Raw genomic sequence first — 13409 nt, forward strand, 5'->3', positions numbered from 1 at the left:
GTTCTCACACCCCCCCAATCACCTTTAAACTCAACCCCGTATGCTTTTTAATGTCGGCATCTGACATGCCGCTTGCTTTTAAAGACTTCGCAATACTAATTGCCTTTTCCTTTTCTGCCCGTTTCCGTTCTGTTTCCAATTTAAAGGCCTCCAGTTCCTGCTTTTCGGGGCCCATGATCTCAAACAGGCCACTTTTGCGCAGTTCGTCCATCACGCCCTGGTCCTCAAAACTGGTGTAGTCGGTCTCGGTGATCACCAAATGGTCCAGCACTTCTATCTGGAGCAGTTTGCCCGCCTTTAGCATATGGTCGGTAAAGAGGATATCGGCATCCGTTCCCTTGAGGTTGCCGCTGGGGTGGTTGTGCACCAAGATGAGCTGGGAGGCCAGTTTGTAGATGGCCATGCGGAACACATCGGGCGGGTCGGCGTTCACCCGGTTGTGCGCACCAAGGCCAATGAGCTCCACAAACAGCACTTTGTTGGCATGGTTGAGGCCCACCACCCAAAAATGCTCTTGGTTGCGGCGTATCTTGTTCTCCCGCAGCAACACCTGTTGCATGATCGCATAAATGTCCGTGGAGTTCAGCACTTTGATCCGTTGTTCTTTGGTAAGCCGTACGTTCATGGGTAGGTGTTTGTAAATTTTGGGTCGGGGAAAGGTAGTCCAAGCTTTTGAAAAAAACAACAATGGACGTGGGGTATACAAAAACCGTCCCCACAAATCGCAAGGGACGGTTTTAGACGGCAACAATATCTTTCGCGATGCCATTCAATTTCTGCACCTGGGCCTCAAAGTTTTTGAAGTTTTGGCATGCACGGGAAAAAAGAAAATGTTTGGAGTGATGGTGGGGTGAAGGACAGGGCCAAACCTTGGTTTTTTTCGGAATAGGGCCATTTCGGGAAAAATGTCCAAGAGGATGTGAAGTTTGTCCATTTTATCCCAGCGGGCCGCACCGCAACTTTGTGCCATCAATTATTTACTAATTAAAAAACAAAATCATGACACGTTTACAAGCACTAGATCCAAAGGAGGCCACCGGACAAGCAAAGGAGTTGTTCAACGGCATCCAGAGCAAATTGGGAATGGTTCCCAACATGATGCGCACCATGGGGAATTCCCCAGCCGTGTTGCAAGGGTACCTCAACCTAAGCGACGCACTGGGCAAAGGTTCCTTGGGTGGTCGATTGGGCGAACTGATCGCCTTGGCCGTGGCCGAATCCAACAGTTGCAATTACTGTTTGTCCGCCCATTCCTTTATCGGGGAGAAATTGGTCCTCATTGATTCCGATTCCCTGCACATGGCCCGCGAGGGGAGAAACAAGGACCCAAAAATTGCCGCAGCACTGTTTTTTGCCCAAACCTTGGTGGAAAAACGTGGAAGGGTAGGTTCCGAAGATGTTGACACCGTTAAAGCTGCTGGCTATACCGACGGCGAAGTGGGTGAGATCGTGGCACATGTGGCCTTGAACGTTTTTACCAACTATTTCAACAACACCGCCAACACCGATATCGATTTTCCGGTAGTGGAAGCGGAAACCGTTTGATCCAGTAATTACAGTCCAATCCAAAATCATGAAAACAATGAAACAATTATTTCTATTGGCAATAGCCCTGGTGTGGGGAATTGTCGCACAAGCCCAAGTTGATCCCGTTGGCAAGGATGGCGTAGCCATTGGCGGGTATGATGTGGTATCCTATTTCTCTGGCGAGGCCAAACAGGGCAACAAAACCTATGCCGCCAAGCATGATGGGGTAACCTATTACTTTGCCAGCAAGGCCAACAAGGCCAAATTTGCCCAATCGCCCAGCATGTACCTGCCCCAGTTTGACGGGTATTGTGCCTAGGGTGTGGGTGAAAAGCAGGCCAAGTTTCCCATTAACCCAGAAACGTTTGATGTGATCGATGGTAAACTCTATCTGTTTTTCAATGGCGATTTCAATGGGGAACCTTTTAACACCTTACCCGATTGGAGTGCACGAACTTCCGAATTGAAGAAAGCGGCCCACGCCAATTGGCCAAAAATCAGGGACAGTAAATAATCCATCAAGGGCAGGTTGAGTTTGCAGCTTGCCCTTTTTTCATCTTAAAAACTAACACAATGGCACTAGAACAAAAATTTCCGTTACCTCCCTTTACCGAGGAAACGGCCCGAGAAAAAGTACAGTTGGCCGAAGATGCCTGGAACAGCCAAGATCCGGAGAAAGTATCCAAAGCCTACACCGTGGAAACGGAGTGGCGCAACCGCTCCCAATTTGTGAACGGTAGGGAAGAAGTGGTCGCTTTTTTGTCCGACAAGTGGAAAAAGGAAAAAAACTATAAATTACGAAAGGAATTGTGGGCCTTCACCGACAACAGAATAGCGGTTCGTTTTGAATACGAATACCAAAATGCCCAAGGTGCTTGGTTCCGCGCCTATGGAAATGAGAATTGGGAGTTCAACGAGCACGGCCTTATGCAAAAACGTTACGCCAGCATCAACGACTTGCAGATAACCGAAGCCGAAAGACGACTTTAATAAATCAATGTTTGTCAGGTCGAGCCTGCCTTTGTCGGCAGACAGGCGCAGTCGACACCTCATTTTTGAGCTGTTGAGATTAATGATTTCTCGATAGCTCCTTCGACTGCGCTCAGGAAGACAGCTCGAAGTGACATATTCAATTCACAAAATCAAAAAATGGACGTATTCAACACCAATACACTCATCAACGAACAGACCGGAAACCTTGCGTTTAAACTTTCCAATTTTGAAGACGATTGCCAGTTCTGTTCCCTAAAACGATTCAATTACTATTCCCTGATCTGGGTGAAAAAGGGGAGTGGAACGGCCAAAATAGATTTTACGGAGTCCGATTTTACGGCGGATACGCTATTTGCCATAACTCCCTACCAACCCTTCAGTCTAATGGAAAAGGAAAAAATAGAGGGTGTGGTGCTGCATTTTCATCCTGATTTTTTCTGTATCCATAAACACCAGGAACAAGTGGCCTGCAATGGGGTGCTGTTCAACAATATTTACAGACCACCCTATTTTTGTGTGGACGATGACATCCGCAGCAATTTTGAAATGGTGCTGGAACAGATGCGTACCGAAGTACAAAAAGCGGAGTTGGCCCAATATGAATTGTTGGTGTCCTACCTGAAAATATTCCTGATCATTGCATCACGGGCCAAAGCCAAACAACAACCGGAATCCCTAAAAGACGCTCCAGATGAAAAAGAGCCGTTCATCATCCAAAACCTGAAGGACCTTATTGAAACGCACTTTAAAACCAAGCATTCGGCAGGGGAGTATGCGGATCTATTGAACATCAGCCCCAAAACGCTTGCGAAGATTACCAAAAACCATTTCAACAAGACCATGACCAATCTCATCTCTGAACGTATCATTATTGAAGCCAAGCGGGAACTGTACCTCACCAACAAATCCGTTAAGGAGATCGCTTTTGATCTTGGGTACGATGATGAACACTATTTCAGCCGTTTTTTTAAGAACAATGCAGATATTTCACCCAAGGTGTATCGTGATACTGTGGGTTTTGCAAGGGCCATGGCTTGATTCTTAAGCCACTTAAAGTTTTTTTGTGATTTTTTTGCGCAGTCAAATAACTGCACATATATTTGCAGTCAAATAGCTGCATAAATGGAATTGCGTAGAGATGTTTTTCAGGCCATTGCCGACCCCACCCGGAGGGCCATTATTGCCATGGTGGCGCTGAATGCCATGACACCGGGGGCCATAGCCGCAAAGTTCGACTCGTCCCGGCAAACGATTTCCAAGCACATACAGATTCTTACCGAATGTGAACTACTGACCCAAGAACAGCAGGGGAGGGAGATCCATTACCATTTCAATCCCATAAAAATGAAGGAGATAGCCGATTTCATCGCACCCTTCCGTGATATGTGGGACGATAGGTTCAACACCTTGGAGGCCATCATGAAAAAACAACCCCCTAAAAACTGAGTATGGAACGAAAAACAAAAGTCCACGCTGAGGACGGAAAACAGGAAATCTGGATCACGAGGGAATTTGAACTCCCGTTGGAATCCCTTTTTAGAGCCTATGAAGACCCAGAAATCGTATCGCAATGGATGGGCACCCATGTTCTTAAGCTCGAAAGCAAAAGGCATGGCAGCTATCAGTTCGAGACTACCGACCCCATGGGGAACAAACACCGGTTCAACGGTACCATCCATGAATTTGTGCCCAACCAGAAGATCACCCGGACCTTTGAAATGGAAAATGCACAATTTCCCGTACAATTGGAATTTTTGCAATTTGAATCCCTCACCAATACAACAAGCAAACTTTCCATACACATGGTCTATAAATCGGTGGAAGACCGGGACAGAATGTTGAAACTGCCCTTTGCCCAAGGAATCAGCATGGCGCACGACCGCTTACAAAAGATAATGACGGGTGGTGTCAGGTGATGTTTTTCTGTCACATTGAGCGCAGTCGAAAGGAAAAAGAACACAATCCATAAATCAATACAAAACCATGACAAAACGAAACAAAATCATTTATTGGGTGGCCACCATTTGGTTGGCCTTGGGGATGGTCTCTACAGGAATCGTACAATTGATGGGTATGGACGAAGAGGTCCAAATGATGGAACATTTGGGCTATCCCATCTACTTTCTGACCATCATCGGAATCTGGAAACTTTTAGGTGTTGTGGCCATTTTGGCCCCCAAGTTTCCTGTGCTCAAAGAATGGGCATACGCCGGGTTTGTCTTCACCATGACCGGGGCCATTTTTTCCCATTTGGCGGTAGGCGATGGGGGCGTTGATTTTTTCGGTCCATCACTTTTGTTGGTGTTGACCGGAATTTCTTGGTATTTTAGACCTATTGGCAGAAAGATCACCGCAGCATAAAACCCATCATCATGAACCCCAAAGTGGATTTTTTCTTTGAAAAACCTTCCCAATGGCAAGAGGCCTATCGACAGTTGCGCAAAATTGTTCTGGACACGGGCCTCACCGAGGAACTCAAATGGGGCGTACCCTGCTATACCTTTCAGGGCAGCAATGTTGTCTTGATCCACGGTTTCAAGGAATATTGCGCATTGTTGTTCCATAAAGGGGTCCTGCTGAAGGATACCGAGGACATGCTCATCCAGCAGACCAAAAATGTACAATCGGCCCGCCAGATCAGGTTCACCGATGTCAAGGAGATCGTGGACAGAAAAAAAGCACTGACGGCCTATATCCATGAGGCCATTGAAGTGGAAAAAGCTGGTCTGGAAGTAAAGATGAAGAAAACCTCCGAATTTGACATGCCGGAAGAGCTTCAGGACAGGTTGGACAGTGATGCCGATTTCAAAGAGGCCTTCGAAGCCTTGACACCGGGGCGACAACGCGGGTACATGCTCCATATTTCCCAGGCCAAGCAATCCAAGACCCGCCTATCAAGGATTGAGAAGTCCATTCCCAATATCTTTGAGGGAAAAGGATATAACGAAACGTGAACCGTAGCCAATATGAACCCAGAAATTGATGCCTATTTACAAGAAGGCTGTGGCCGCTGCCCCTTGGGCGGCACCCCTGAATGCAAGGTGCACAGTTGGACAGCGGAGTTGAAATACCTGCGTAGGCTGGTGTTGGAGTGCGGACTTACCGAAGAACAGAAGTGGGGCGTGCCCACCTATACCCACAATGGCACCAACTTGGTCATGGTGGCTGCTTTTAAGGACAACTGTACCCTGAGTTTTTTTAAAGGGGCATTGCTGAAGGACGATCATCAGATCTTGGAAAAACCAGGGGAGAACACCCAATCGGGCAGGGTGATTCGGTTCACCGATGTGGCGCAGATCGCCCAACTGGAATCTGTGTTGAAAAACTACATCTTTGAAGCCATCGAAGTGAAAAGAGCAGGCTTGAAGGTACAACTGAAGTCGATTTCGGATTACGACATCCCGAAAGAGTTCCAACAACGATTGGAGGAAGACCCCGAACTGAAAGAAGCCTTTGAAAACCTCACCCCAGGTAGACAAAAGGGATATCTGCTCTATTTTTCCGGGGCCAAACAATCCAAGACCCGGGAAGACCGCATCGAAAAATACATCCCCAAGATTATGAAGGGTTTGGGGTTTCATGATAGATAACCCATAGTCCTAGACTTTGATCCTTAGAGGTTTATTGTGGGGGAAATAACACATGATATCGATTTGATTTTGCAATTCTATCGTATAAGAAGTATGTTAGCAATACCATACTTGATTTTATGAAAAACCTATACCTCACGTTTTATTTTATTTTATTTAGTTTTTCATTAACTGCGCAAACAGGATTCGTAACAACATGGAAAACAGACAATCCAGGAATTTCAGAACAAAATCAGGTCACAATTCCAACATATGCCTCGGAAACATACAATTACAATGTGGATTGGGGAGATGGCACATCAGATTTGGGGGTCACAGGCGAAATCACCCACACCTATAACACTTCTGGGGAGTATGGAGTTACAATAACAGGTCAATTTCCAGGGATCTCTTTTGGGAACTCTAGTGATACAGATCGGCAAAAACTATTGGAGGTTGGCCAATGGGGTTCAATTCAATGGAAAAATTTTCAGGGGGCATTTAGAGGTTGTGAAAATCTTCAGATATCGGCCACCGATACACCCGACCTAAGCCAAGTTACCAGTTTCAGATATGCTTTCTCCGGATGTACAAGCATGATTGGACATAGCAGTATGAATCTTTGGGATATGTCCAATGCTGTCAATCTAAATGCGATGTTCTATGCGGCATCTTCATTTAATGCTGATATTGGGGATTGGGACCTTGCAAATGCAGAAGATATTACAGAAATGTTTAGGTCCGCATCATCATTCAATCAAAATATTGGCAACTGGAGATTCCCCAAGGTAACCAGTCTTGCATGGATGTTTGACCGCGCTACCAATTTTAATGGTAATATAAGTGATTGGGATGTAAGCAATATTACTGCCATGGTCTTTACATTTGAAAATGCCAAGTCGTTTAATCAAAATATTTCCGATTGGGATACTAGCAATGTCACAAATATGGAATACATGTTCCGGTATGCTTGGGCCTTTAATCAAGATATTTCAGGCTGGAACGTCTCCAATGTGATGTCCATGACAGGCATGTTCAACAATGCCATATCCTTCGATCAAGATTTGGGATTTTGGGACATCCAAAGTTCCATAAGTCTTTCAAACATGTTCAACCAAGTCGGTCTTTCAACAAAAAACTACGACAACATTCTATCAGGTTGGGCATCATTACCTAACCTGCAGACCGGTATTGTGTTCAATGCTGGTCTCAGTCAATATTGTGCCGGGGAAACATCTCGCCAATTATTGATGGATAATTTCGGTTGGCAGATTGTTGATGAAGGGATGTCTTGTCCTGAACCCTTATCAATCAATGAGGTTTTGTTAATAGATGCCTTGCAGGATAATGTACTTTACTCGCTCAGGGAGAATGCATTGATCAACCAAAATTCATTGGTCAACAATCTATTGAATTTTGAAGTGGTAGCTACTGATGATGTTGGTAGCGTGCATATTGAATTACAGGACACCCAAAACACTTCAAAGATTTCCAATGATGCCCCGTATACCTTGTTCGGGAGCAATGGTACCGATTATTCGGGACAGGAACTCGCACTGGGAACATACACTCTGATCGCCACACCCTATAGTGGAGAAAATCTTACAGGTATAGCGGGCACTCCATATATCTTACATTTTAAAATTCTGAATAGGGTACAACAGCCATTCATCACAACATGGAAAACTGACGCCCCCGGTTCTTTACTTAATAATACAATCAGAATAGCAACACTCCCAGGCGAACATTATTATTATGATGTGGATTGGGGAGATGGATATATATCCGAAGGTTATTCCGGTAGTACAAACCATACCTATAGTGAATCTGGAACATATACTATTAAGATATCCGGAAATTTTCCGGGGATTGTTTTTAACGGGAACAACTATGGTTCGAAATTGATTTCCATAGACCAATGGGGGGACTTGGATTGGGTCACCATGAAAGATGCCTTTGTGGGTTGTACCAATTTGGATATTTTGGCCACTGATGTTCCTGATTTATCCAATGTAAAAGATATGTCAAGAATGTTCTTTAACTGTTCCAAGTTAAATGGGAATGACAGCATTGGAAATTGGGACACAGGGCATGTCACGGATATGAACAATATGTTCAAAGGAGCTCAAAGTTTCAACCAAAACATATCCAATTGGCAAGTAACCAATGTATCCAATATGGCAAGCATGTTTGAGGGGGCCACCGTATTCGATCAAGATTTAGGGGAATGGGAGGTTACCAATGTCTCCAACATGCAGAACATGTTTGCCACAAGTGGTTTTTCCAACAGCAATTATGAGGCAACGTTAATGGGATGGGGCCAATTATCATCATTGCAGTACAATGTTAAACTTGGGGCCCAACAAAACACCTATTGTATCTCAAGGAAAGCACATGAGTATTTGTCCGAAAATTTCGGGTGGATTATTCATGATGGAGGTTTGGCCTTGAATTGTGCCATTAATGGGCAAATGCCATTTTTGACCACATGGAAGACAAACAATTTTGGTGCCACCAATGGTAACCAAATTACCATTTACACGGATACTAGGTTCGTCGGCAGCAATTATACGGTAGAATGGGGCGATGGCACCAAAGATATAAATGTCCAGGGTGAGATTGTGCATACGTATGCAGACCCAGGCATTTATAGGGTTGCTATTTATGACCACTTTTTGGGGATGTATTTTAACAATGCCGGTAGCATGAGGGTCAGGGACGATGATAAGATATTGTCCATAGACCAATGGGGGGACATACAATGGGAGGCCATTCATCTTGCCTTTGCAGGTTGTAGATATTTGGATATGAAAGCGACCGATATCCCTGATTTATCCAAAGGACCAAGCCTATTCGGAATGTTTACGGAATGCCCATCCTTTATAGGAAATGAATCCATTAGCAACTGGGATGTATCATTAACTAACAGTATTGCCTATATGTTCAAAAATACAGTGCTCTTTAATCAACCCCTGGACAAATGGGACACTGGGAATGTAACGAACATGGAATATATGTTTGACGGGGCATCATCCTTTAATCAAGATGTGAGCAATTGGAATGTCTCCAATGTAAATCATATGATGGACATGTTCAACAATTCTGATTTCTCCGATGAGAACTACAACAAGGCATTGAGCGCTTGGGCTCAATCCCCTTCATTGAAACGGGATGTACGATTGGGTGCGCCACAAAACCAATATTGTGATGCGGCCATGGACCGATATGATTTAATTAAGGACTATGGTTGGATAATCACAGATTTAGGGAGATCATCTGGTTGTACGATCTATCATCCTGACGAGTATTTTGTCACGACTTGGAAAACTGATAATCCAGGGATTTCAACAAACAACCAAATTACCATTCCCACATATCCTGGAACATTCTACAATTATATTGTGGATTGGGGAGATGGTACTTCCGACAGCAATGTGAATGGAGAAATAACCCACACCTATGCTGAACCGGGAACTTATCAAGTTGCAATTGCAGGTGTTTTCCCAAGAATTTATTTCAATGAGCTTGTATTAAGCGGTCCTATTGTAAATGACAGCGATAAAATTATTTCTATTGACCAATGGGGTGCCATCAATTGGAACTCTATGGAATTGGCCTTTGCCGGCTGCAAAAAATTGGATGTATTGGCAACCGATACCCCAGATTTTGAAAATGTGTTCAGCATGACCGGCATGTTCGCCAACTGTGAATCCTTATTGGGGAATGAGTCCTTTACCCAATGGGATGTTGGCAATGTTTATTACATGGGTTCATTGTTCAAAAATGCATTATTATTCGATGCCAATATTGGATATTGGGATGTTTCAAAGGTGATTTCTATGGAAAGTGTTTTTGACGGAGCATTTTCATTTAGCCAAAATATTGGGAATTGGAATATGGCCAATGTTTACAATACTCAATTTATGTTTAGGGATGCTTCTTCCTTTAACCAAGATATCGGGGCATGGAACATGAGCAATTTAACGGTCATGAATGGTATGTTCATGGGTGCCACTTCTTTTAATCAAGATATTGGTAATTGGAACGTATCGAATGTGGTAATGATGGCAGCGTTGTTCCAAGGTGCAATTTCCTTTGACCAAGACCTTTCCAATTGGCAAGTTTCAAATGTAAATAATCTGAGCTCCACATTTGAAGGGGCAACATCCTTTGATCAAAACTTAGAAAGCTGGAACGTGGGCAACGTAGTAAATATGGCAGGTATGTTTAAAGATACGGGGCTGTCTTTGGCAAACTATGACAAAACACTGATCGGCTGGAGCAGTTTGCCCAGTCTTCGAAACAATGTGGTTTTGGATGCAGGTAATAGTCAATATTGTGACGCGGAAATTGCTCGACAGTCAATTATGGAAATCTATGGATGGAACATATCGGATCTTGGAAAGTCACCAAATTGTAACGTGGACAACGATAATGATGGTGTTCTGGACCAATACGATTACTGCTTGAATACCACCCAAGGGGTAGAGGTTAATGCAAATGGATGTGAAATTTTAGCTTATGATGCAATACAGGTAAGTGTTTTCACCCCAAGTTGTTTGGGCAGTTCTGATGGTGCGATTGAAGTATACATGGCATCTTCCGGATATCAACTGAATATAAGCGTGGAAGGCAACAATTATTCAAATACATTCAATGGAATTGTCTCGGGCCAATCGTTTACGATTCCCAATCTAGCAGTGGGTCAATATTCAGTAGTGGTTTACATTCCTGAAATCCAATATGAGCAAATGTACGGGGTAATGGTTTACGAATTGGGAAGTGTTTCCGGCAAGCGTACAGAATTGGACAAGAAAACAGGCACCGCTTCATATATCGTGTATGGCAGTTTACAATATAAAGTGACAGTAAATGGGGAAATGCAGATCTTTAATTTTTCCAACACTTTAGAGAACACGATACAATTGAGCCAACTTAAAGGATATACTGCCGTTTCCATTACCGGAATCAATGATTGCCAAGGAAACATTACGGATTCTTTTTACATGAATGACGGTATTATGGTTTATCCCACCATAACCACAGGAGATTTGAATATTTTAAGTGAAGTCGGGAAACTAAACATGGAAGTCTACAATATGTCCGGTCAGTTGGTGGAAGCCTTTCCAAATTTGGAGTTTACTGCCGGTGATGAAAAACTAGAGATAAATTCTTTAAAATCTGGCATTTATTTGGTTAGAATCTTTGGTATGGGAAAGGATGAAACTATTAAAATCATAAAAAAGTGAAGATTCAAAAGGTTACGGTCATTTTGGGCCATTTAATTTTAGCTTTTCTTTTTTCCTGTGACGGAGGTTCAGCAGATATCCCACCGGAACAAGTTGATGTAGTGCCTGAAAAAGTGATTGGTTCATTACCGGTGAACGGAGAGCCTTGTTCTGAGTACGAGGATGTAACCGGTAACAACTCTAAGGTATCTATTTTGTTTAGATGGAGCATTGCGCAAACGGCAAAGAGTTACGAGCTTATCGTATATGAAGGGGCAATAGAAGTTCTTAGAAAAAGTGTGACAACGTCCGAAACGAAAATAGAATTGGACAGAGGTAAAACCTTTACATGGCAAGTAATCTCAAAGAATGGGACGGCAGAATCCGTAAGTAGCACCTATTCTTTTACCAGTCCGGGGGTACCAGATGGAAACTTTGCCCCTTATGCCGCGGACATTGATATTGAATTTAACAATATTGTTCAGCAAATGTCGATATCATGGAAATGCAATGACGAAGATGGCGATACATTGATCTATAATGTCAAAATAGTTCAGGAACATACAGGTGAAGTCCGTTATGAAAGTTTGACCGAAACTACATTGGAGCCAATTCAATACATACCAGAAACTACATATAGTATAGAAATTCAAGCAATTGACCCTTTTGGAAATTTTTCCGTTTCAAAAGTAGGTGGAGAAACCCCTGAATAGACTTAGACTGGCACATATCGGTATTATTCCATATTTTAGGAGGACCAACCCAAACCGATATGGAACAGCGAAGAAAATTTTTGAAACAAGGAACCATGGCCATGTTGTCCATGCCCTTGTTGTCCTTTGACCCCCAAAAAAAGTGGTCCATTGAACCCCTCGAAAATACCACTGCCACGGACGAGGCCTATTGGAAAATGGTCCGAAAACAATTTCCACTGAAAGAAGGGCAGACCTATTTCAACAACGGTACCATGGGCCCAACATCGGGCTACGTGCTGGACAAAATGTTCGACCACATGATGCACTGGAACGTGGAGGCCGCAACCGTGGACTATAAGAACGGTTCGGGCCCCGAACTGCTGACCGGCTACTTTCCCTACGAGGAACTCCGAACCAAATTGGCAAAAATTGTCAATTGTGATTTTAAGGAAATCTCCTTGACGCAAAATGCCACTTTTGGGATGAACTACGTGGGTATGGGCCTCGACCTGAAGAAAGGGGACGAGCTGCTCAATACCAACCAAGAACACGGAGGAGGTTTTGGGGCCTGGCAACTCTTGGCCAAACGCAAAGGCTGTGTGTACAAGCAGGCCACTATGCCAGAACCGGCCAATGACCCACAGGCCATTGTGGATGCCATTTTTAAGGAAGTGACCCCAAAGACCAAGGTCATCGCCATACCGCATATCGTTTCTGGGTTCGGGACAGTGATGCCCGTAAAACAAATCTGTGCCGAGGCCAGAAAACGGGGCATTTTTACCGTTCTGGACGGTGCGCAGTGCGTGGGCCATGTGAAAGTGGACGTGAAGGACATCGGTTGTGATGCGTATTATTCCAGTCTGCACAAATGGCTATTGGCTCCGGCCGGTAGCGGTTTGTTGTATATCAATAAGGATGTGGTGGGCGATATCTGGACCACCATTGCCAGCTACAACTGGGACAACCAGGACGATCACGGATTTCGGTTGATGCAGAACGGAACGGGCAATGCCGGGCTCATGGCGGGCTATGATGCCGCTGTGGATTTCTTCAACACCATTGGCCACGATGTTTGGATCGGTAGGATCAAGGAACTGGGCATGCACCTTCGGGATGGGCTGAAACAAATGAAACACGTAACTATCTTTTCATCCACCAATGAAGAACTGGCAGCCGGAATCACCACCTATGGAGTGGAAGGCATCTCAGGGCCAGAACTTCAAAAAACCATGTGGGAGCGTGAAAAGTTGCAACCCCGATCGGTAGGTGACAAGATGGTCCGTCATTCCGTGCATATTTACAATTCAAAAGAAGAAATAGACCGGGCTTTGGAAGTTGTGGGAAGCTTGGGTTAGTTTTAAATTGAACAATCTGAAATACAAATATTTACATATTCT

The 13409-nt window shown here is 44.1% G+C and carries 14 protein-coding genes; 13 read left to right on the top strand and 1 reads right to left on the bottom strand.

Features of this window, described 5'->3' with window-relative positions:
• Positions 1-4: 4 nt before the first annotated feature.
• Positions 5-625 carry a JAB domain-containing protein gene (locus tag D2V93_RS17855; protein ID WP_119620522.1) on the bottom strand — a complete coding sequence of 207 codons (621 nt, stop codon included), beginning with the start codon at positions 623-625 and terminating at the stop codon, positions 5-7.
• 374 nt (positions 626-999) lie between these two features.
• On the opposite strand from D2V93_RS17855, the gene D2V93_RS17865 reads away from it, so the two are divergent.
• The 13 genes from D2V93_RS17865 to D2V93_RS17925 all read left to right on the top strand — a co-directional run bounded on the left by D2V93_RS17865 (position 1000) and on the right by D2V93_RS17925 (position 13367).
• Entirely contained in the window at positions 1000-1545 is a 546-nt protein-coding gene (locus D2V93_RS17865) for a carboxymuconolactone decarboxylase family protein (protein ID WP_072881807.1), read from the top strand.
• Positions 1546-1582: 37 nt separating this feature from the next.
• Positions 1583-1846 carry a hypothetical protein gene (locus tag D2V93_RS17870; RefSeq protein ID WP_220473650.1) on the top strand — a complete coding sequence of 88 codons (264 nt, stop codon included), beginning with the start codon at positions 1583-1585 and terminating at the stop codon, positions 1844-1846.
• 3 nt (positions 1847-1849) lie between these two features.
• Positions 1850-2041 carry a hypothetical protein gene (locus D2V93_RS17875; RefSeq protein WP_119620398.1) on the top strand — a complete coding sequence of 64 codons (192 nt, stop codon included), beginning with the start codon at positions 1850-1852 and terminating at the stop codon, positions 2039-2041.
• A gap of 59 nt (positions 2042-2100) precedes the next feature.
• Entirely contained in the window at positions 2101-2517 is a 417-nt protein-coding gene (locus tag D2V93_RS17880) for a nuclear transport factor 2 family protein (protein WP_119620399.1), read from the top strand.
• Between the two features lie 159 nt (positions 2518-2676).
• Complete coding sequence (locus D2V93_RS17885) at positions 2677-3558, top strand: helix-turn-helix domain-containing protein (RefSeq protein WP_072881814.1); 882 nt, start codon at positions 2677-2679, stop codon at positions 3556-3558.
• An 84-nt stretch (positions 3559-3642) separates the two neighbouring features.
• On the top strand, positions 3643-3966 hold the full coding sequence (locus tag D2V93_RS17890; protein WP_119620400.1) for an ArsR/SmtB family transcription factor: 324 nt from the start codon (positions 3643-3645) through the stop codon (positions 3964-3966).
• 2 nt (positions 3967-3968) lie between these two features.
• Positions 3969-4436 (top strand): SRPBCC domain-containing protein, encoded by a 468-nt coding sequence (locus tag D2V93_RS17895; protein WP_119620401.1) that lies wholly within the window; start codon positions 3969-3971, stop codon positions 4434-4436.
• Between the two features lie 67 nt (positions 4437-4503).
• Complete coding sequence (locus D2V93_RS17900; RefSeq protein ID WP_072881820.1) at positions 4504-4881, top strand: DoxX family protein; 378 nt, start codon at positions 4504-4506, stop codon at positions 4879-4881.
• Positions 4882-4892: 11 nt separating this feature from the next.
• Positions 4893-5474 (top strand): YdeI/OmpD-associated family protein, encoded by a 582-nt coding sequence (locus D2V93_RS17905; protein WP_119620402.1) that lies wholly within the window; start codon positions 4893-4895, stop codon positions 5472-5474.
• A 12-nt stretch (positions 5475-5486) separates the two neighbouring features.
• Positions 5487-6110, top strand: coding sequence for a YdeI/OmpD-associated family protein (locus tag D2V93_RS17910; protein WP_119620403.1), 624 nt, complete (start codon positions 5487-5489; stop codon positions 6108-6110).
• A 119-nt stretch (positions 6111-6229) separates the two neighbouring features.
• Positions 6230-11338, top strand: coding sequence for a BspA family leucine-rich repeat surface protein (locus tag D2V93_RS17915; RefSeq protein ID WP_119620404.1), 5109 nt, complete (start codon positions 6230-6232; stop codon positions 11336-11338).
• Positions 11335-12030, top strand: a complete 696-nt coding sequence (locus D2V93_RS17920) for a hypothetical protein (protein ID WP_119620405.1) — start codon at positions 11335-11337, stop codon at positions 12028-12030. The genes D2V93_RS17915 and D2V93_RS17920 overlap by 4 nt, the downstream gene beginning before the upstream one ends.
• Positions 12031-12089: 59 nt before the next feature.
• Positions 12090-13367: an aminotransferase class V-fold PLP-dependent enzyme gene (locus D2V93_RS17925; protein WP_119620406.1), complete on the top strand. Its 1278-nt coding sequence runs from the start codon at positions 12090-12092 to the stop codon at positions 13365-13367.
• Positions 13368-13409: the final 42 nt, after the last annotated feature.

It is taken from the genome of Flagellimonas taeanensis (genome assembly GCF_003584105.1).
GTDB classification, from domain to species: domain Bacteria; phylum Bacteroidota; class Bacteroidia; order Flavobacteriales; family Flavobacteriaceae; genus Flagellimonas; species Flagellimonas taeanensis.